We start from the raw sequence: 20958 nt of genomic DNA, 5'->3' as shown, positions 1-20958 counted from the left end.
GATCGCTCCCAGCTGAGTACATGTCAAGAGGTCGAGCGTCACGTCGACTTGGGCGGAGGCCGAAGCGTCAGGACGTGGAAGCGCTCCCGGACCACGTTTCCGCCGCAGGCCGGGAGGGCGTGGGAGGGCGTGGAATCATGGCGTCGTCCGCCGCCCGCGCGAACCCGAGGAGCAGTCCCTTCCATGCAGCCGCCCCCCAAACGCATGCCGACCCTCGACGAGGTCGCCGAACGAGCGGGCGTCTCGCGATCGGCGGCGTCCCGGGTGATCAACAACGCTCCGCACGTCAGCCGCGCCAAGCGCGAGGCGGTCCAGCGGGCCGTCAGGGAGCTGGGCTTCGTGCCGAATCCGACCGCGCAGGCGCTGGCGACCCGCCGGGTCGGCGCCGTGCTGCTCGCGGTCGCCAGCGACGAGCCGGGCCTGTTCGCCGACCCGTTCTTCGCCGAGGTCGTCGTCGGTGTCAGCGAAGTGCTCGAGTCGACGGACCTCGAACTGATCCTCCTGCTGGCCAACACCCCGCGCGGCCGGGAGCGGTTCGAACGGATGGTGCGCTCCCGCCGGGCCGACGGAGTGATGCTGATGGCGCTGCGCGGCGACGACCCGCTTGCCCGGCTGGGCGCGCAGGCCGACCTGCCGGTGGTCTTCGGCGGCCTCCCGCTGGTCGGCGAGCCACGGTGGTACGTGGACGCCGACAACCGGGGCGGCGGCCGACTGGCCGCCGAGCACTTCGTGCGGACCGGCCGCCGGCGGCCCGTCGCGATCACCGGTCAGCCGGACGCCCGGGCCGCCGTCGCGCGCGAGCAGGGCTTCGCCGAGGGGCTGGCGCTGGCCGGCGTGCCGCTGCTCGGGGTCGAGCCCGGTCACTTCACCGAGGACGGCGGCGCGGAGGCGATGGAGCGGCTGCTCCGCGAACACCGCGAGCCGGACGCGGTGTTCGCCGCCTCCGACGCCACCGCGATCGGCGCCTTGCGGACGCTGAGGCGGCACGGGCTGAAGGTGCCGGAGGACGTCGCCGTGATCGGGTTCAACGATCTGGCGAGTGCCCGGCACTCCAGTCCGCCCCTGACCACCATCCACCAGCCGGTGCGGGCGCTGGGGCAGGAGATGGCCCGGATGCTGGTCGGCGCCCTCGAGGGGCGGGACCCGAGCCCGCTGATCCTGCCGACCCGCCTGGTCGTGCGGGAGTCCGCCCCCGACGGGTCGCCCTGACGGTCGGAGTGTGGTCGCCGGGGCACCCGCGCTTGCGCGCGGGTGTCCTGGTGGTGGTGTGGGCGTCGTGTGGCTGGTGGGGTGGGTCAGTGTTGGAGGGTGAGGAGGGCGGGGCGCCAGGGGAGTCGGTCGTAGGGGCCGGTGGCGTTGGGGGCTTTGCCCTGGTAGAGGAGTTGGAGGTGGCAGGGGTCGATGGTCATGGTCTGGTCGGGGTTGGTGCGGACGAGGTCGCCGTGGCTGATGTCGTTGGTCCAGGTGGCGCCGCTGTTGGCTTTGCCGGCGAAGGGGTTGTTCTCGGTGGCGGCTTGGGGGGTCCAGGTGCCGTTGAGGCTGGTGGTGGTGAAGGAGCGGAAGTAGCGGTGTTCGTCGGTGCCGCGGGCTTCGACGATCATGAGGTACTGGTTCCGGTCCTTGACCTTGTAGACCTGGGGTGCTTCGAAGAGGTTCTTGACGGTGTCGGTCATGACGGTGGTGTAGGAGGAGCCGAAGTTGCCGGGGAAGTTGTCGATGGGCATGCTCGCCCGGTAGATGCTGCCGTTGTCGCCGGCGAAGAAGAGGTACATGTTCTGGTCGTCGGCGATGAGGGTCTGGTCGATCGGGGCGGCGCCGGGGATGGTGCCGGTGAACAGTGGTTGGGGGGCGGACCAGCCGTTGGGGTTGGTGGGGTCGTCGGAGGTGCGGTAGATGAAGGGCCACTGGCCCCACTGGTAGGCGAGGACCCAGGTCTTCTTGGGGGCGAAGTAGAAGAGGGTGGGGGCGACGGCGTTCTGGTTCATCGCGGTCTGGGGGGCGGTGGCCATGTCCGGCCAGTCGGTGAACGGGGCGAACGCCATGGAGCCGTAGGAGGATCCCGAGACGTTCGACGCGTAGACGAGGTGTTTGCCGTTGTAGACGACGTCGGTGAAGTCCTTCAGCGCGCCCCAGCCGTTCGCCGGCTGCGCGAGCGCGCCCGTGGACGACCACCGGTACGTCGACGGCAGTGCGCACGAGCCGCCCGTCGGCGCCGGCGTCGACGAACCGGACAGGCCGGTCCACTTCTGGTTGCTGCCGCCGGTGCACGTCCAGAGCTGGGCCGCCGTGCCGTTGGCCGTCCCCCCGCCGTCGACGTCCAGGCAGAGCCCGGACTCGACGCCGACGACCGTGCCGTCGGCGTTCACCCGCCACTGCTGGTTGGCCCCGCCGCTGCAGGACCAGATCTGCACCTTGGTGCCGGCGGTGGTGGCGTGGTTCGGAACGTCCAGGCACTTGTCGCCGTACACCGTGAGCTGGTTGGCGGACATCGACGTCCACTGCTGGTTGGCACCGCCCCAGCAGTCGTAGATCTGCACGCCGGCACCGTCGGCCCGGCTGGCGTTCGACACGTCGAGGCAGCGGCCGGAGCCCACCCCGCGCAGGGCACCGGTGGTGGCCGCCTGGGCCGGGCCGGCGACGAGCGTCGCCGACAGTGCCACCGCGGCCGCGGTGGCGAGCAGGGCGGACAGCTTCTTGCGACTGGGATTGCGGCTGTGCATGGGGACCTCTCTCTCGGTGGACGGACGGGGCCGTCGCGCACCGCCGCGCACCGCCGCGCACCGCCGTGACCGCCGTTCGTCTCGACCTCATTGCCGTTCCGCGGAGCCGACGCGGTTGTGCGTCACGTCGGCTCCGGGGCGTGGCGGCACTCCGGCGCTGATGTCCGGGAGAGGTCGCGTGCGGGGTCGGGGCGGGAAACCGTGCAGCGGGGACGTGCGGGCGCACGCGTCGTCAGGGTGTTGCGGGCGGACGGGGCAAGGAGTGTGGAGCGTGCGGGACGGCGAGGGTGTGGGTGGGCGCCGGAGCCTCGGACACGTCTGTTAGCGTTCACAATTTACCTGGCAGAAACCTGGGGCTGCCTGGGGGAAATCTCCAGCAACCTCGTGCGGCTTGTCAACACCACGGGCAGGAAAGGGTGTTGACGGGTGCCCTGTCGGACCGTTCCCGGCCACGGGCACCCGCGCGCTCCGGCATGCGCCCGGCGCGGGGGCCGTTGACGGCAGGGGCGGACCGGCGCGACCATCGGTGGTGTTGTTCCGCGGTGGGCGCCGGAACCTCCTCGCGATCTGGCAATCCAGACGGAGAGGTCCCATGCCCCGATCCCGCCCGCTCGTCGCCCGGCTGCTCGGCGTCATCGCCGTGCTCTGCCTCGCGATGGGCCTGAGCCTGCAGACCGCCCCCCGGGCGGCCGCGGCGTCGCTGACCCGGATCACGAACTTCGGCACCAATCCGACCGGGCTGGTGATGAACCTGTACGTGCCGGCGAGTGTCAAGGCCGACCCGCCGATCCTGCTGGCGTTGCACGGGTGTCAGGGGAGCGGCCCCTACCTGTACTCGAGTACCGACTTCGCTTCGCTGGCCGACCGGTACGGATTCCTCGTCATCTACCCCTCGACCAACCCCGGCGGGAGCTGCTGGGACGTCTCCTCCGACCAGGCGCTGACCCGCAACGGCGGCAGCGACCCGGTCGGCCTGATGTCGATGATCACCTACACGGAGCAGCACTACGGCGGCAACGCCAACGCCGTGTACGTGACCGGGCAGTCGTCGGGCGGAATGATGACGAACGTGATGCTCGCCGACTACCCCGATGTGTTCAAGGCGGGCGCGGCGTTCATGGGAGTGCCCTACCACTGCTTCTACACCGGCTCGGTCCGCGGCTGGAACTCGGCCTGCGCCCAGGGCCAGACCTCCAGGACCCCGCAGCAGTGGGGAGGTCTGGTGCGCAGCACCGGCTATCCCGGCTACACCGGGCGGCGTCCGCGGGTGCAACTCTGGCACGGAACCGCCGACGCCATCCTGAGCCACAACGACCTCGGCGAGGAGGTCAAGCAGTGGACCGACGTCCTGGGCGTGAGCCAGACCCCGTCGGCCACGGACAGCCCGGTCGCCGACTGGACCCGCACCCGGTACGACAACGGCGCCGGCGTCACCCAGGTGGAGGCGTACAGCCTCGCCGGCGCCGGGCACGAACTCCCGGTCAAGGGCTCCACGATGGCCGCCGAGGCGATCCGCTTCATGGGCCTCGCGGCCGGATCCTCCGGTGGCGGTACGACCGGCGCGCTGCGTGCGGTGGACGCCGGCAAGTGCCTGACGGGCGCAGGCGCCGCGTCGGGGAGGCAGCAGCAGATCCACGCCTGCACCGGTGCCGCCGACCAGACCTGGACCAGGACGTCCGGTGGCCGGCTGACCGTGACCGTGGGCGGCAGCACGCTGTGCCTGGACGCCGCGGGGCGCGGCACCACGCCCGGCACCGCCGTCATCGTCTGGGCCTGCAGCGGCCAGGCCAACCAGCAGTGGCAGCTGAACTCCAACGGCACCATCACCGGGGCGCAGTCGGGACTCTGCCTGGACGTGGCCGGCCTGGCGACCACCGACGGCACCCCGGTCCAGTTGTGGACCTGCGGCGGCGGCCGGAACCAGCAGTGGACCTTGGGATGAGAACGGGTGGGCACCGGTCAGAGCGCCCGGAGGGGCGGCCGGCGCGCCGAGTCCTTCCGGGGTCCATCGCATCTCTGGTATCTCCGGCGAGCGGGTGACCGGGTGACCAGGGCGGAGCGCGTGGCCACTGGGTGACGCCGAGCGCCTGCAGGTCGCTGCCGGCGGAGATCGCGGTGGGACGGTCGGGGAGCTCCAACAGCCGCTCGGCCTGGGTGAATCCACCTTCGGCGTGGACGTCGCCGAAGGCCGTCAGCTCGGGAGTGGTGCCGAGCCCGGCCACGGACATCGCGGAGCGGTAGCCGTCCAGCCGGGCCAGGGAACAGAGCATGTCCTCGGGGCCGGTGACGATGGCGATGCGCCGGTGGCCGAGTTCGATCAGGTGCCGGGCGGCGGCGAGACCGCCGGCCCAGTTGGCCGAGCCCACCGAGGGCACGTCCGGATCGGGGTCGCCCGCCGGGTCGATGATCGCGAACGGGGCGGAGCGCGCGCGCAGTTGGCGCTTGAGTCCGGGCGGCAGGCTGGAGACGACCGTTCCGTCACCCTCGGCAGGAGGGGTTGACCCGAAACATCCCCGCAACCTACCGTCCCGGGCAAGCGAAGTTTTCGACGTACAGCCCGAAACTTTCTGGAGGCTCCTGTGAAGAAACGCGCTTTAGCTGTGGCACTCGGTCTGACGTCGGCCCTGCTCGGGACGAGCGCCTGCGGCAGCACCGGTTCCTCCGCCGCCGGCGGGGCCTCCGGCACGATCCACGTGCTGGTCTACGGGGACGCCGGCAACACGGTCGAGAAGCAGATCGTCGAGACCTTCAACAAGACGTCGAAGGTCAAGGCCGTGCTGGACACCATCCCCGGCGCGGACTACCAGGCCAAGCTCAACACCGTCATCAACACGCCCCAGACGCCGGACGTCTTCTTCAACTGGGGCGGCGGCAGCATCCAGCCCTACGTGAAGTCCGGCCTCCTGCTCCCGCTGGACGACATGATCGCCGCGGACCCGGGGCTGAAGAGCAACTTCCTGCCGTCGGTGTTCGCCACCGCGGTGATCGACGGCAAGTCCTACGGCGTCCCGATGCGCGGCACCCAGCCCGTGCTCCTCTTCCACAACAAGAAGGTGCTGGCCGACACCGGCCTGAGCGTCCCGAGGACCTGGGACGAGCTGCTGGGCGCCGTCCAGACGCTCAAGGCCAAGGGCGTCACCCCCTTCGCCCTCGGCGGCGGCGACCAGTGGCCGACGCTGATGTGGTTCGAGTACGTCTTCGACCGTGTCGCGGGCCCCGAGCTGTTCCAGAAGGCGCTGTCCGGCGACAGGAGAGCCTGGGAGAGCGAGGACGCCGGGAAGGCCCTGGGCATGCTCAAGCAGCTGGTCGACGCCGGCGCCTTCGGGTCGAACTTCGACTCGGTCAAGTTCACCGACGGCGGTTCCCCGGCCCTGCTGGCCAAGGGCAGGGCGGCCTTCGAGCTGATGGGCTCGTGGGAGTACGCCACCCAGCAGGACGGCAATCCCGACTTCGCCAGGAGCCGGCTCGGGTACAGCGGTTTCCCGGGCATCGCCGGTGGCAAGGGGGACCCGGCCAACGTGGTCGGCAACACCAACAACTTCTACTCGGTGCTGAAGAAGAGCAAGCACCCCGAGGCAGCGGCGGCCTTTCTGAAGCTGATGTACTCCGAGGAGTTCGTGAAGGCGCAGCTGGCGATCGGCAACCTGCCGACCACCACCAACACCGAGCAGTTCCTCGGCACCGCTGCCGACCCCGGCTACTCGAAGTACCAGTACGACCTGGTCAAGGCCGCCCCGTCGTTCCAGCTGTCCTGGGACCAGGCGTACCCGCCTGCCGCCAACACGCCGATCCACACCGCCGTCCAGCAGTTCTTCGACGGCAAGCTCGACGTGGACGGCTTCGTCAAGGCCATGCAGGCCCTCCCCGCCTCCTGAGACGAGTCGCGATGAGTGCTCTCTCCTTCCCCTCCCGGTCCGGCCGCCGCCTCCGGGCGGAGGTCCGGACCGGGGTCGGGGTGACCCGCCCTGGTCTCGTCTGGGCGGTGCCCGCCACCATCTTCTTCCTGCTCTTCGCGATCGTGCCGTTGGTGCTGGTCGCGGTGCTCTCCTTCACCAGCTGGAACGGCGTCGACGCCCCCCGGTTCAACGGCCTCGCCAACTGGACCGGGCTGCTGCACGACCCGGTGATGACGCAGAGCATCCGGCTGACCCTGGTGCTGACCTCGGCCGGGGCGGTCGTGCAGACCCCGGTGAGCATCCTGCTCGGCGTGTGGGCGGCGGGCCACCAGCGCAATCGCGCCGTGCTGTCCGCGATCTTCTTCGTCCCCCTGCTGCTGTCCGCGACCGCCGTCTCGGTGGTCTGGCGAGCGATCCTGGACCCGAACTTCGGGGTGCCCTCGCAGCTGGAGTGGCTCTTCGGCGACGGCAATCTGATGGGGAGCCAGACCGGTGCCGTCGCGGTGCTCACCTTCGTCGGCATGTGGCAGTGGACGCCGATGCACGCCCTGCTTTACCAGGGCGGGGCACGGGCGATCCCGCAGGTGCTCTACCAGGCGGCGTCGATCGACGGCGCGGGCAAGGTGCGGCAGTTCTTCCACATCACCCTGCCGCACCTGCGCAACACCATGATCACCTCGGTGATCCTGATGCTGGTCGGCGGCCTCACCACTTTCGACACCGTGCTGATCCTCACCCAGGGCGGCCCCGGCACCGACACCACCAACAGCGCCTTCCACATGTACCGGCAGGCGTTCAGGAGCTTCGACTTCGGCGCGGGCTCGGCCATCGCCCTGGTCCTCGTGCTGGTGGCCACCCTGATCTCGCTCGCCGTCGTGCGGCTGTCCGGCTACGACAGGATGCGCGGCACCACGGAGGGACTGTGATGCGACGGCGCCCCAACCTCCTCGCCGGGCTCGGCTCCTCGCTGTGGCTCCTGCTGGTCGGCTTCCCCCTCTACGTCCTGCTGATCTCGACGTTCCGCACCCGCGCCGACTACTCCTCGCAGGGGCCGCTCACCTTCCCCTCCGAGCTGACCGTGCAGAACTACGTCGACGACTTCTCCAACGGCTTCGGCCGGGACTTCCTCAACACCCTCCTGGTCACCGTGTGCGTGGTGGCGATCGTGCTGCTGGTCGTGCCCCCGCTCGCCTACGCGATCGTGCGGGCCCGGGGCAGGACCATCGCCACGGTCTTCCGGATCTTCCTGCTGGGTCTGGCGATCCCGGCGCAGGCCGTGATCGTGCCGATGTTCTACGTCATCAGCAAGGCCGGACTGTACGACAACCTGCTCGGCGTCATCCTGCCCACCGCGGCCTTCTGCCTGCCGGTGTGCACGCTCGTCCTCACGGGCGCCATGCGGGACATCACCGGCGAGCTCTACGAGGCCATGGCCATGGACGGCGCGACCCCCTGGCGGGTGTTCTGGCAGCTGGTGGTGCCGTTGTCGAAGGGCGGCCTGTCGTCCGTCGTGGTCTTCGCCGCCCTGCAGGCGTGGAACGGCTTCCTGTTCCCGCTGATCCTCACCCAGTCGGACAGCACCAAGGTCATCACGCTCGGCCTGTACGACTTCCAGACCGAGCACGGCGTCGACGTGCCCGGTCTGCTCAGCGCCGTGGTGCTGTCGATGCTCCCGATCTTCGTCGTCTACCTGTTCGCCCGGCGGGCCCTGATCCAGGGCCTGATGGGCGTCGGAGGAAAATGACCGGCCACCTGAACCCCGCCACCCCGTCCGCGGACCGGACCGTTCGATGGCGGGACCGCGCCCTCGGCCCCGAGGAGCGCGCGGACGCCCTGATCGCCGAGATGACGCCGCGGGAGAAGCTCGCCCAGCTCGTCGGCGTCTGGGTCGGTGCCTCCGACGAGGGCGGGGAGGTCGCCCCGCACCAGCACGACATGGAGGAACCGCCCGACCTGGACGACCTGCTGCCGTCCGGGCTGGGCCAGCTGACCCGCCCCTTCGGCACCGCCCCCGTCGACCCGGCGCTCGGCGCGCTCTCGCTCGCCCGCAGCCAGCAGCGCATCGCCGCCGCCAACCGGTTCGGGATACCGGCCGTCGCGCACGAGGAGTGCCTGGCCGGCTTCGCGGCCTGGGGCGCCACCGCCTACCCCGTACCGCTCTCCTGGGGCGCCACCTTCGACCCGGAGGTGATCCGGCGGATGGCCGCCGCGATCGGCCGCGACATGCGCGCCGTCGGTGTCCACCAGGGCCTGGCGCCGGTCCTCGACGTGGTCCGCGACGCCCGCTGGGGCCGGGTCGAGGAGACCATCGGCGAGGACCCGTACCTGGTCGGCACCGTGGCCACGGCCTACGTCCAGGGCCTGGAGTCCGCGGGCATCGTCGCCACCCTCAAGCACTTCGCGGGCTACTCCGCCTCGCGCGCCGGACGCAACCTCGCCCCCGTCGGCATGGGCCCCCGCGAACGCGCCGACGTGATCCTGCCGCCGTTCGAGATGGCCGTGCGCGACGGCCGGCCCGGCTCCGTCATGCACGCCTACACCGACACCGACGGCATCCCGTCCGCCGCCGACGAAGCCCTGCTGACCGGCCTGCTCCGGGACACCTGGGGCTTCGAAGGGACGGTGGTCGCCGACTACTTCGGCATCGCCTTCCTCAAAGTGCTGCACGGCGTCGCCGGCGACTGGGCCGAGGCCGCGTCGCTCGCCCTGGCCGGCGGCGTCGACGTGGAACTGCCCACCGTCCAGACCTTCGGCGAGCCTCTGCTGCACGCCGTCGAGGACGGCACCGTCCCCGAGGCGCTGGTCGACCGGGCGCTGCGCCGCGTCCTGGCGCAGAAGGCCAGGCTCGGCCTGCTGGACGAGGACTGGGACGCCGTCCCCGCGGCGCTCGCCGGGCTCCGGCTGGACGACCCGCAGGCGCTGCGCGGCGCTATCGACCTGGACCGGGCGGAGAACCGCGCCCTGGCCAGGGAGATCGCCGAACGGGCGATCGTCCTGCTGACCAACGACGGCACCCTGCCGCTGCGCGCGCCTCGACTGATCGCGCTGATCGGCCCCAACGCCGACACCCCGACCTCCGTCCTCGGGTGCTACTCGTTCCCCGTGCACGTGGGCAGCCAGCACCCCGAGGTCCCGGCCGGCATCGAACTGCCCACGCTGCGACAGGTGTTGGCGACGGAGTTCCCCGGCGGCGAGATCCGGACCGTCCCCGGGGCCGACATCGACGGCGCCGACACCTCCGGCTTCGCCGAGGCCGTGGAGGCGGCCGGGTGGGCCGATGTGGTGATAGTCGCCCTCGGGGACCGGGCCGGACTGTTCGGCCGCGGCACCAGCGGTGAGGGCTGCGACGTCGAATCCCTCGACCTGCCCGGTGTCCAGCAGCAGCTGCTGAACGCCCTGCTGGACACCGGCACGCCGGTCGTAGCGGTACTGCTGGCCGGGCGGCCCTACGCCCTGGGCCGGGCCGTGACCGAGGCGGCGGCCGTCGTGCAGGCCTTCTTCCCGGGCGAGGCCGGTGCCGAGGCGGTCGGCGCCGTGCTCAGCGGCCGGACCAACCCGTCGGGCCGGCTGCCCATCGGCATTCCGGCCCGGCCCGGGGTCCAGCCCTCGACCTACCTGGCGGCCCGCCTGGCCGGACCGAGCGAGGTCTCCAGCACCGATCCGACGCCCGCGTTCGGATTCGGACACGGCATCGGCTACACCACCTTCGGCTGGACCGACCTGGAGGTGGAAGGGGCCGTCGCTGCGACGGACGGGACGGTGGAACTGTCCTTCACCCTGCGCAACACCGGGGACCGCAGCGGCAGCGAGACCGTCCAGCTCTACCTGCACGACCCCGTAGCCAGCGTGGTCCAGCCGGTGCAGCGGCTGATCGGGTACAAACGGATCAGCCTCGACCCGGGGAAGCGGACCCGCGTCCGGATCACCGTCCCGGCCGACCTCGCCTCCTTCACGGGGCGTGCCGGCCGCCGCGTCGTGGAGCCGGGAGAGCTGGAGCTGCGGATCGCCGCGTCCAGCACCGACGTCCGGCTGACCGCGACGGTCCGCCTGGAAGGGCCGGCGCGGGTCGTCGACCACACCCGGCGCCTGCACGCGGAATTCCGCCTGGTCTGACCGGTTCGAGCCGCGGCTGCCCCCCGGTGGCACCGACACCGTCGGTCCCGGGTCTTGACGGTCCGCCGGGGCGCCCCTAGGGTCACCGATCGGATCGGTCGTACGGTCGAAAGTTTCGAACCGGGGTCGTGGTGGCCCGGCCTGTCCCTCCCAGCTCCACCGCACGTCCAGCTCTTTCCCCACCCGAGAAGAGAAGGGACCACGCCGGTGCCTGTCCGCACGTTCCGCACCCCCCACCCGAGGCGCTCCCGCCGCGCCCTCGGCGCCCTGGCCGCCTCCGCCACCGCCGCCGTGGTGGCCGCGGCCACCCTCCTCCCCGCCGGGCAGGCCGGCGCGGTGGCGGGCAGTCTGCGCACCCTCGCCGAGGCGAAGGGCGTCTACTTCGGCACCGCGATCGGTCAGGGCGACCTGAACAACGCCGCCCTGACCACCGTCGCGGGCGCCCAGTTCGGCATGCTCACCCCGACCAACGAGATGAAGTGGGAGACCGTCGAGCCCTCGCCGGGCGGCTTCGACTTCGGCCCCGGCGACCGGATCGTCGCCTTCGGGCAGGCCCACGCGATGAAGCTGCGCGGCCACACCCTGGTCTGGCACAGTCAGCTTCCCGCCTGGATGAACAACCTGCCGGGCAGTCAGGTGCAGGCCGCGATGCGCAACCACATCATCGCCACGGCCGGCCACTACAAGGGCAAGCTCTACTCCTGGGACGTGGTGAACGAGCCCTTCAACGAGAACGGCACCTTCCGCGACGACCCCTTCCACCGAGCGATGGGCAGCGGCTACGTCGCCGACGCGCTGCGCACCGCCAAGGCCGCCGATCCGGGCGCCAAGCTCTACCTGAACGACTACAACATCGAGGGACTGAACGCGAAGAGCGACGCGATGTACGACCTGGCGAAGTCGCTGAGGAGCCAGGGCGTCCCGCTGGACGGTGTCGGCTTCCAGGCGCACTTCGTCGTCGGCCAGGTTCCGTCGAGCCTGAAGGCGAACCTGGAGCGTTTCACCGCGCTCGGCCTGGAGGTGGCCATCACCGAGCTCGACGACCGGATGCAACTGCCCCCGGACAGCGGCAAACTGGCCCAGCAGGCGCGCGACTACGCGAGCGTGGTCACCACCTGCCTGGCGGTCAGGGGCTGTGTCGGCCTCACCCAGTGGGACGTCGGCGACGCCGACTCGTGGATCCCCGGCACCTTCCCCGGCGAGGGCGCCGGCACCATGTACGACAACGCCTACCAACCGAAGCCCGCCTACCACGCCTCCGTCGACGCCCTCGGAGGCTCCGCCTCGAACCCGTCGCCGAGCCCGACCCCCACGCCGACTCCCACCCCGAATCCGACCGACGGTGTCGCCTGCGCGGTGACCGCCGAGCCCAACGCCTGGAACACCGGCCTGACCGAGAACGTGACGGTCACCAACAGCGGCTCCAGGGCCGTCAACGGCTGGGCGCTGTCCTTCACCCTGCCCGCCGGGCAGACCATCACCGGCGCCTGGAACGCGGCGGTCGTCCCCGCCGCCGGCCGGGTCACCGCCCGGAGCCTCGGCTACAACGGCACCATCGCCCCCGGCGGCTCGGTCTCCTTCGGATTCCAGGCAAGCCACACCGGCAACGCCGGCCCCGCCGGCCAGTTCAGCCTCAACGGGGTCGCCTGCAGCGCGGCCTGACCCGCCGGATCCGCTCGCCCCCACACCCACCACCCCTTCGCCCCGGCGCTCCGTGCGGCGGGGCGAGGGGCTGCCAGGACGGGTGCCGTCGGCGGTCGACATCGACGTCACGCCGCGCAGGAGCCCGCTGCCCGCGTTCCGGATGCGCCGGGTGCCGGCCGGGATGAACCGCCACCGGTTCGTCGCCGAGGCGGTGTCCGAGTTCGGCGCGTCAGGGCTGCCGGGGGTGCGAGAAGTGTGACATCCGACCTTCCGGCAGGTGTCACGTCCATGGCTCCGGGTGCGGGATCCCGCCCAGGGGTGCGATGAGGCAGGCCTGTTGTCCGTGCGGGATGTCTTGACGCCTTCTCCGCGGGTGGCGATAGTGGTGAGTCGCTTGACGGGGGACGCTCACCTCCGTGCGCGTCCCGGCATGCCCGCATGTGCAGCCGCAGATTGTTAGCGTTAACAAGACTCCCCTTCCCCCCACCCGTGCGCAGGGAGCTGTTATGACGTATCGTCAGTTGATCCGCCGTGCCCGGAAGGCCGTTCCGGGGGCCGCCCTGACGGCCGCCCTCACCGCCGGCTTCCTGACCGGCACCGCCACCACCTCGCAGGCCGCCACCCAGGGGCCCTGCGACATCTACGCCGCCGGCAGGACGCCCTGCGTCGCCGCGCACAGCACCACCCGCGCTCTGTACGGCTCCTACGGCGGGCCGCTGTACCAGGTCAGGCGCGGCACGGACAACGCGACCAGGGACATCGGCCCGCTGGGCGCCGGCGGCTACGCCGACGCCGCCGCACAGGACGCCTTCTGCGCCGGTACCCGCTGCGTCATCACCGTGATCTACGACCAGTCCGGTAAGGGCAACCACCTCACCCAGGCGCCGGGCGGCGGGGCGGCCGGTGGGCCGGACGACCTGGCCAACGCCTTCGAGGCGCCGGTCACCGTCGGCGGGCACAAGGCATACGGCGTCTACGTGGCTCCCGGGACGGGTTACCGGAACAACCACACCACCGGCGTCGCCACCGGTGACCAGCCGGAGGGCATGTACGCGATCTTCGACGGCACGCACGTCAACGGCGGCTGCTGCTTCGACTACGGCAACGCCGAGACGAGCAACAACGACGACGGCAACGGCACCATGGAGGCCCTCTACTTCGGCAGCAGCAAGGGCTGGGGCTGGGGCAGCGGAAACGGCCCCTGGGTCATGGCCGACCTGGAGAACGGCCTGTTCTCCGGCGTCAACCGCGGCTTCAACGCGGGTGACCCCAGCGTCGACAGCCGGTTCCTGACCGCGATGCTCAAGGGCGGCCCGAACCGGTGGGCCATCCGCGGTGGCGACGCGCAGTCGGGCGGCCTGTCGACCTTCTACAACGGCGTGCGCCCCACCGCCGGCGGCTACAACCCGATGAAGAAGCAGGGCGCGATCATCCTCGGCATCGGCGGCGACAACAGCAAGTGGGCCCAGGGCACCTTCTACGAAGGCGTGATGACCTCGGGCTACCCGTCGGACGCCACCGAGAACGCCGTCCAGGCCAACATCACCGCCGCCGGTTACACCAGCGGCTCGACCGGCACCGGAACCCTCACCCCCGGCTCCCGGATCTCCCTGCAGGCAACCACCGCGCCCTGCTGCACCTCCCACTACCTGCGCCACGACGACGCCGACACCAAGGTCGTCATCTCCAGCCTCAACTCCTCCAGCTCGGCCACCGACAAGGCCGACGCCACCTGGATCGTCCGCGCCGGCCTGGCCGACAGCTCCTGCGTGTCCTTCGAGTCCGCCGACAGCCCCGGCCGGTTCCTGCGCCACTTCAACTACCAGCTGTACCTGAACGTCGACGACGGCGCGGGTGCCTTCGCCCAGGACGCCACCTTCTGCCCGACCAAGGGCAACAGCGGGACGGGCACCTCCCTCCAGTCCGTCAACTTCCCGACGAAGTACCTCCGCCACTACGACTACACCGCCTACGTGGCGTCCAACGGAGGCGCCAACAGCTGGGACAGCACCACCAGTTGGGCCGACGACACCAGCTGGACGATCGCCCAGCCCTGGAGCTGAGCCGACTCGCCCGGCGGACGGGGGCGGGGCCCGAGGGGCGGGTCCGCCCCCGTCCGCCGTTGCCCTGCCGCCCCCGGGGCCGGTGGCGTGCCCGATCTCCGCCCGCCGCCGGTGGCGGGGAACGGGCGTCGAGGCCGCGTGTCCGGAGGCCGGGGCCGGTCGGTCGGATGGCCCTGTCGAGGGGGCGAGGGGGTGCGGTCGGAGCGGTCCCGGGGGCGGGAACCTCCTCCGACGGATGATCAACTCCTGAGTATGCGGCGGAATTGACGAGCAGTCGGGCTGCCGCGGGCGAGGCGGTCAAGATTGGGTAACGGGGCCCGGGGGCCTTGCCGGTTCCGATTGTGAGCGTTAACAATCGGTCTCGAGCGAAACGGTGCCGATACCTCCCGTTCATGTGGGCCGGTGCTGTTTTCGCGCGATCGACGATCCCGAGAGGAAGTCCCACCATGTCCAAGAGAGCTGCGGCGGCCCTGGTCGCCGGTGCGATGGTCACCGTCCTCACCGCGTGCGGGTCCGGCGGTGGCGGGGGCTCGGCCGACAAGGGGGCCGGCCACAAGCTCGTCGTGGGCTTCTCGCAGGTCGGCGCGGAGAGTGGCTGGCGCACCGCGAACACCAAGTCGGTCCAGGAGTCCGCGAAGAGGGCGGGCATCGAGCTGAAGTTCTCCGACGCGCAGCAGAAGCAGGAGAACCAGATCAAGGCGATCCGCTCGTTCATCCAGCAGAAGGTCGACGTGATCGCCTTCTCGCCGGTGGTGGAGTCGGGGTGGGACACCGTGCTGAAGGAGGCGAAGGACGCCAGGATCCCGGTGATCCTCACCGACCGCGCGGTGGACTCCAAGGACGACTCGCTCTACGTCTCCTTCCTCGGCTCGGACTTCGTCGAGGAGGGCAAGAAGGCCGGCGACTGGCTGGTGAAGGAGTACCAGGGCAAGTCCGACGAGGTGAACATCGTCGAACTGCAGGGCACCACCGGCTCGGCGCCGGCCAACGACCGCAAGTCGGGCTTCGGTGACGTGATCAAGGCGGACGCGAAGTTCAAGGTGGTGGCCTCGCAGACCGGCGACTTCACCCGCGCGAAGGGCAAGGAGGTCATGCAGGCCTTCCTGAAGGCCCAGCCGAAGATCGACGTGCTGTACGCGCACAACGACGACATGGCGCTGGGGGCCATCCAGGCGATCGAGGAGGCCGGCAAGAAGCCGGGCACCGACATCAGGGTCATCTCGGTGGACGGGGTCAAGGACGCCTTCACGGCGATGACCCAGGGCAAGATCAACGTCGATGTGGAGTGCAACCCCATCCTCGGCGACCAGCTGATGGACCTGGTGAAGAAGGTCAAGGCCGGCGAGCAGGTGCCGAAGCGGATCAAGACGCAGGAGGGTGTCTTCACCCAGGACCAGGCCGCTGCCGCGCTGCCGACCCGCCAGTACTGAACGGGCCCGTCCGCCCGGGGAGTGATCGGCGGATCACTCCCCGGGCGGACCGGGTCGCACGAGGAGAGGAGAACCGGGGTGCGTCAGCAACCGGTCCTGGAAGTGCGGGGGCTCCGCAAGGAGTTCCCCGGGGTGGTGGCGCTGGACGGGGTCGACTTCCGGCTCTTCCCCGGCGAGGTGCACGCCCTGATGGGGGAGAACGGCGCCGGGAAGTCCACGCTGATCAAGGTGCTGACCGGGGTGCACCCGGCGGACGGCGGCGAGGTGGTGCTGGCCGGAGAGCGGGTTCGGATCGCCGGTCCGCTGCAGGCTCAGGAGGCGGGCATCAGCACCGTCTACCAGGAGGTGAACCTCTGCCCGAACCTGTCGGTGGCGGAGAACATCTTCATCGGTCGCGAGCCGCGCCGCCTCGGCCTGATCGACTGGGCCGAGATGCGCCGCAGGGCCGCCGAACTGGTCCGGACGATGGAGCTGGACGTCGACGTCAGCGCGCCGCTGGACAGCTACTCCATCGCCGTCCAGCAACTGGTGGCCATCGTCCGCGCCGTTGGCGTCTCGGCCAAGGTGCTGATCCTGGACGAGCCCACCTCCAGCCTGGACCGTGAGGAGGTCAGCCAACTCTTCACCGTGATGCGGCGGTTGCGCGACCAGGGCGTCGCCATCCTGTTCGTCTCGCACTTCCTCGACCAGATCTACGAGATCTGCGACCGGATGACGGTGCTGCGCAACGGGCGGCTCGAGGGCGAGTACCTGACCAGCGAGCTCGACCAGGTCGGCCTGGTCTCGCGGATGATCGGGGCGGAGCTCGCCGGGCTCGACCGCCTCGCCGGCGGCCACCGGCGCGAGCGCTCCGTACCGGCCACCGGCCGGCCCTTCCTGGAGGCGGAGGGCCTGGCCCGGCAGGGCGCCGTGGCCCCGTACGACCTCGCCATCAGTCCCGGTGAGGTGATCGGCCTGGCGGGCCTGTTGGGATCCGGCCGGACCGAGGCCGCCAGGCTGCTGTTCGGCGCCGACCGCAAGGACGGCGGCACGGTGCGGATCGACGGTACCGAGACCGACCTGCGCAGCCCGCGCGACGCGATCGCGCACGGCATCGCGTACTGCTCGGAGAACCGCAAGACCGAGGGCCTGGTCGGCGAGCTCACCGTCCGGGAGAACATCGTGCTGGCGATGCAGGCGGCCCGCGGCTGGACCCGTCCGCTGTCGCGCACCGTGCAGGACGCGCTGGCGCTGCGCTGGATCCGGGCCCTGGACATCCGCCCGGGTGATCCCGAGGCGCTGGTCCGCAACCTCAGCGGCGGGAACCAGCAGAAGGTGCTGCTGGCCCGCTGGCTGATCACCGACCCCAAGCTGCTGATCCTGGACGAGCCCACCCGCGGCATCGACATCGGCGCCAAGGCCGAGATCCAGAAGCTGGTCGCGAACCTCGCCGAGGAGGGCATGGCGGTGCTGTTCATCTCCGCCGAGCTGGAGGAGGTACTGCGGCTCAGCCACCGCGTCGGGGTGCTGCGCGACCGCCGGATGGTCGCCCGACTGCGCAACGACGACGCCCTCACCCCGGAGCGCGTCCTGGCCACCATCGCGAGTGGAGCGGAACGATGACCACGGCCCCGACCACCGGGAGGGGCAGGGCGGTGACCCGGTACCGGCTGTTCTGGCCGGCCGTGGTGCTGGCCCTGCTCCTGCTCGGCAACCTCGCGTTCACCCCGGACTTCTTCGCCGTCCACCTCAAGGACGGCCACCTGTACGGCAGCACGGTCGACATCCTGCACTTCGGCGCTCCACTGATCCTGGTGTCGCTCGGCATGACCCTGGTGATCGCCACCGGCGGGATCGACCTCTCGGTCGGCTCCACCGTCGCCATCGCCGGCGCGCTGGCCTGCCTGCACATCAGCGAGGCGGCCGACCCGGCGAGCCTCGGCACGGTGCTCGGCGCGATCGGCATCGCGCTCGTCACGGCGGTGCTGCTGGGTGCCGCGAACGGTGTGCTGGTGGCCCGGATCGGGGTACAGCCGATCATCGCCACCCTGATCCTGATGGTCGCCGGCCGCGGCGTCGCCCAGCTGATCACCGACGGTCAGATCATCACGATCACCAGTGAGCCGTACAAGCTCATCGGCGGCGGCTACTGGCTGGGGATGCCGTTCGCGATCCTGCTCAGCGGGCTGGTCGCGCTGCTCGCCGCGCTGCTCACCCGCTCCACCGCGCTCGGCCTGCTGCTGGAGTCGGTCGGCGGCAACCCGGTGGCCAGCCGGCTGGTCGGGATCCGGGCGATGCGCCTGGTCGGCCTGGTGTACGTGTTCAGCGCCCTCTGCGCGGCCGTCGCCGGCTTGATGGTCTCCTCCAACGTCTCGGCGGCGGACGGCAACAACGCCGGTCTGTGGATCGAGCTCGACGCCATCCTCGCGGTGGTGATCGGCGGGACGTCGCTCAACGGGGGCCGCTTCTCGATCGGCGGCACGGTCCTCGGCGCGCTGATCATCCAGACCCTCTCGACCACGGTCTACACCATCGGTATCCCGCCGGAGACCACGCTGGTCTTCAAGGCGTTCGTCGTGATCACGGTCTGCCTGATCCAGTCGCCGAACTTCCGTGCCAAGGTCGCCCGGAGCGGAGCCGGGCGCCGGAGCACCGGCCGGCCGCGCCCTGCCACCACCACCAACCGGGAGGTCGGCGCGTGAACGCCAACGCCCTGCTGACCAGAGTGCGCGGACAGATCCCGCTGCTGGTCACCTCCGTCCTGCTGGTGTCGATGTTCACCGCCGGGTCGGTGCAGTACGACGGGTTCTTCTCCGGGCAGGTGCTGCTCAACCTGCTGATCGACAACGCCTTCCTGCTCGTGGTCGCGGTCGGGATGACCTTCGTCGTGCTGACCGGCGGAATCGACCTGTCGGTCGGCGCGGTGGTGGCCCTGTCCACCATGGTCTCCGCCTGGCTGGTGGAGCGGCAGGGCTGGCCGCCGCTGCTGGTCATCCCGCTCGTGCTGGTGATGGGCACGGCCGGCGGCTGGGTGATGGGATGGGTGATCCACGCCTTCGAGATCCAGCCGTTCATCGTGACACTGGCGGGCATGTTCCTGGCCCGAGGCCTGTGCTACATGATCAGCATCGAGTCGATCTCCATCACGGATCCGTCGTACACCGCGATGGCGCAGACCCGCATCCCGCTCGGGGACCTGTTCGTCTCGCCGAGCGTGGTCATCGCGCTCCTGGTGGTGGCGGCCGGATTCGTCGTGCTGCACTACACCCGGCTCGGCCGGAACGTGTACGCGCTCGGCGGCAGCGAGCAGTCCGCCCTGCTGATGGGCCTGCCGGTGGGACGGACCAAGACCACCGTGTACGCGATCAGCGGCTTCTGCTCGGCGCTCGGCGGTGTGCTGCTCACCTTCTACATGCTCTCCGGCTACGGCCTGCACGCGGTCGGCCTGGAGCTGGACGCGATCGCCGCCGTGGTGATCGGGGGCACGCTGCTCACCGGCGGCTCCGGCTACCTGCTGGGCACCCTGCTGGGCGTGCTGGTGCTGGGACTGATCCAGACCATCATCAGCTTCCAGGGCACCCTCAGCTCGTGGTGGACCAGGATCGTGATCGGCGGGCTGCTGTTCGTCTTCATCGTCCTGCAGCGTCTGATCACCGCCCGCCGGCGGTAGCGCACAGCCCCGGGCGCGGCCGCGTCACCGCGTGCGCACCGACGGCGCTCCGGGGCGGCGCGCGGCGGGAATCGTCGGACGAGCCCCGGGCACGGGCCCCTCGTCGACGGCGGTCCACCGGGATGGTCGGGCCGGAGCCGCGGGCTGCCGGGAGAGCACCGAGAGCCGGGTCGTGCACGCGCACGACCCGGCTCCCGTGGTCGGTCGTCAGTGGGCGCCGAGGAGGTGTTCGAGGGCCAGCTGGTCCAGCTGTTCGAAGGCCATGCCGCGCCGGGCGCCGGCGTCGACGTCGAACTCCTCGAAGGCGGAGCGGTCCGCCAGCAGCCCGGCCAGGCCGTCCTCGGCGGTGGGGAGGGCGAGTTCGGGCAGGCGGGACGCGGCGAGCGCGGCGCCGACCTCCGGGTCGGCCCGGAAGGCGCGGGAGCGCTCGGCCAGCAGCAGGTAGTTGCGCATGCAGCCGGCCGCCGAGGCCCAGACGCCGTCGACGTCCTCGGTGCGCGGCGGTTTGAAGTCGAAGTGCCGCGGGCCGTCGTAGCCGGCCGACTCCAACAGGTCGACCAGCCAGAAGGCCTGCCGCAGGTCTCCCGCGCCGAAGCGCAGGTCCTGGTCGTACTTGACGCCGGACTGGCCGTTCAGGTCGATGTGGAACAGCTTGTCGTGCCACAGCGCCTGGGCGATGCCGTGCGGGAAGTTCAGCCCGGCCATCTGCTCGTGGCCGACCTCCGGGTTGAGGCCGACCCGCTCGGGCCGCTCCAGCGCGTTGATGAACGCCAGGGCGTGGCCCACCGTGGGGAGCAGGATGTCGCCGCGCGGCTCGTTGGGCTTGGGCTCGATCGCGAAGCGCAGGTCGTAGCCCTGCTCCTCGACGTACTCGCCCAGCAGGTCGAAAGCCTCCTTCAGTCGGTCGAGTGCGGTGCGCACGTCCTTGGCCGCGCCGGACTCGGCGCCCTCGCGCCCGCCCCAGGCGACGTAGACGGAGGCGCCGAGTTCGACGGCCAGGTCGATGTTGCGGACGGTCTTGCGCAGTGCGTAGCGCCGTACGTCGCGGTCGTTGGCGGTGAACGCGCCGTCCTTGAAGAGGGGGTGGGTGAAGAGGTTGGTGGTCGCCATCGGGACCTTCAGCCCGGCGGAGTCCAGCGCGGCGCGGAAGCGCTTGACGGTCTCCTCGCGGGTCGCGTCGTCCGCACCGAAGGGGATCAGGTCGTCGTCGTGGAAGGTGACGCCGTAGGCGCCGAGTCCGGCCAGGCGCTGGACGGTCTCGGCGGGGTCGAGGGCGGGGCGGGTCGCGTCGCCGAAGGGGTCGCGCCCCTGCCAGCCGACGGTCCACAGGCCGAAGGTGAACTTGTGCGCGGGGGTGGGGACGAGCGGGTCGCTGGACATGGAACGGCTCCGGGTCGCGTACGGAGGGGTGTTTGTCAGGGCTCTCAACAAATTAGTATGCCG

15 protein-coding genes and 1 pseudogene are annotated in these 20958 nt (G+C 70.9%); 13 read left to right on the top strand and 3 right to left on the bottom strand.

Going from position 1 to position 20958, the window contains the following annotated elements; genetic code table 11:
* Positions 1-183: 183 nt before the first annotated feature.
* A complete protein-coding gene (locus tag ACFYUY_RS34055) occupies positions 184-1209 on the top strand; it encodes a LacI family DNA-binding transcriptional regulator (protein ID WP_387906414.1) in 1026 nt (341 codons plus the stop codon).
* A gap of 86 nt (positions 1210-1295) precedes the next feature.
* Here the strand turns inward: ACFYUY_RS34055 and ACFYUY_RS34050 are convergent, their stop codons facing one another.
* The gene (locus ACFYUY_RS34050) at positions 1296-2720 is read right to left on the bottom strand and encodes a non-reducing end alpha-L-arabinofuranosidase family hydrolase (protein WP_387906412.1); all 1425 of its coding nucleotides are present in this window, start codon (positions 2718-2720) and stop codon (positions 1296-1298) included.
* 592 nt (positions 2721-3312) lie between these two features.
* On the opposite strand from ACFYUY_RS34050, the gene ACFYUY_RS34045 reads away from it, so the two are divergent.
* Entirely contained in the window at positions 3313-4662 is a 1350-nt protein-coding gene (locus tag ACFYUY_RS34045; protein WP_387906409.1) for a PHB depolymerase family esterase, read from the top strand.
* A gap of 85 nt (positions 4663-4747) precedes the next feature.
* On the opposite strand, the pseudogene ACFYUY_RS34040 reads toward ACFYUY_RS34045, so the two are convergent.
* Positions 4748-5191, bottom strand: a pseudogene (locus ACFYUY_RS34040) (substrate-binding domain-containing protein); the annotation flags it as partial.
* A 153-nt stretch (positions 5192-5344) separates the two neighbouring features.
* Here ACFYUY_RS34040 and ACFYUY_RS34035 point away from each other — a divergent pair.
* The 11 genes from ACFYUY_RS34035 (at position 5345) to yjfF (ending at position 19515) form a co-directional block, all read left to right on the top strand.
* Positions 5345-6595, top strand: coding sequence for an extracellular solute-binding protein (locus ACFYUY_RS34035; RefSeq protein ID WP_387906469.1), 1251 nt, complete (start codon positions 5345-5347; stop codon positions 6593-6595).
* Positions 6596-6606: 11 nt separating this feature from the next.
* Positions 6607-7542 (top strand): sugar ABC transporter permease, encoded by a 936-nt coding sequence (locus ACFYUY_RS34030; protein ID WP_360212103.1) that lies wholly within the window; start codon positions 6607-6609, stop codon positions 7540-7542.
* A complete protein-coding gene (locus ACFYUY_RS34025) occupies positions 7542-8360 on the top strand; it encodes a carbohydrate ABC transporter permease (protein ID WP_360212105.1) in 819 nt (272 codons plus the stop codon). Before ACFYUY_RS34030 ends, ACFYUY_RS34025 begins: the two co-directional genes overlap by 1 nt.
* Complete coding sequence (locus tag ACFYUY_RS34020; RefSeq protein ID WP_387906405.1) at positions 8357-10729, top strand: glycoside hydrolase family 3 N-terminal domain-containing protein; 2373 nt, start codon at positions 8357-8359, stop codon at positions 10727-10729. The genes ACFYUY_RS34025 and ACFYUY_RS34020 overlap by 4 nt, the downstream gene beginning before the upstream one ends.
* A gap of 207 nt (positions 10730-10936) precedes the next feature.
* A complete protein-coding gene (locus ACFYUY_RS34015; RefSeq protein WP_387906402.1) occupies positions 10937-12391 on the top strand; it encodes an endo-1,4-beta-xylanase in 1455 nt (484 codons plus the stop codon).
* Between the two features lie 82 nt (positions 12392-12473).
* Complete coding sequence (locus tag ACFYUY_RS34010; RefSeq protein ID WP_387906399.1) at positions 12474-12632, top strand: hypothetical protein; 159 nt, start codon at positions 12474-12476, stop codon at positions 12630-12632.
* 247 nt (positions 12633-12879) lie between these two features.
* Positions 12880-14436: an alpha-L-arabinofuranosidase B gene (locus ACFYUY_RS34005; RefSeq protein WP_387906396.1), complete on the top strand. Its 1557-nt coding sequence runs from the start codon at positions 12880-12882 to the stop codon at positions 14434-14436.
* 446 nt (positions 14437-14882) lie between these two features.
* Positions 14883-15866 (top strand): ABC transporter substrate-binding protein, encoded by a 984-nt coding sequence (locus ACFYUY_RS34000; protein WP_387906394.1) that lies wholly within the window; start codon positions 14883-14885, stop codon positions 15864-15866.
* Positions 15867-15944: 78 nt separating this feature from the next.
* Positions 15945-17468, top strand: coding sequence for a sugar ABC transporter ATP-binding protein (locus tag ACFYUY_RS33995; RefSeq protein ID WP_387906392.1), 1524 nt, complete (start codon positions 15945-15947; stop codon positions 17466-17468).
* Positions 17465-18547: an ABC transporter permease gene (locus ACFYUY_RS33990; RefSeq protein WP_387906390.1), complete on the top strand. Its 1083-nt coding sequence runs from the start codon at positions 17465-17467 to the stop codon at positions 18545-18547. The genes ACFYUY_RS33995 and ACFYUY_RS33990 overlap by 4 nt, the downstream gene beginning before the upstream one ends.
* Positions 18544-19515, top strand: a complete 972-nt coding sequence (yjfF, locus tag ACFYUY_RS33985; RefSeq protein WP_387906388.1) for a galactofuranose ABC transporter, permease protein YjfF — start codon at positions 18544-18546, stop codon at positions 19513-19515. The genes ACFYUY_RS33990 and yjfF overlap by 4 nt, the downstream gene beginning before the upstream one ends.
* A gap of 207 nt (positions 19516-19722) precedes the next feature.
* Here yjfF and xylA read toward each other — a convergent pair whose 3' ends face one another.
* Entirely contained in the window at positions 19723-20895 is a 1173-nt protein-coding gene (gene xylA, locus ACFYUY_RS33980; RefSeq protein WP_387906386.1) for a xylose isomerase, read from the bottom strand.
* Positions 20896-20958: the final 63 nt, after the last annotated feature.

The sequence above is a fragment of the Kitasatospora sp. NPDC004745 genome (genome assembly GCF_042873275.1).
Taxonomy (GTDB): domain Bacteria; phylum Actinomycetota; class Actinomycetes; order Streptomycetales; family Streptomycetaceae; genus Kitasatospora.
Note: the sequence above shows the minus strand (reverse complement) of the source record. Positions and strands in the feature narration are given on the sequence as shown.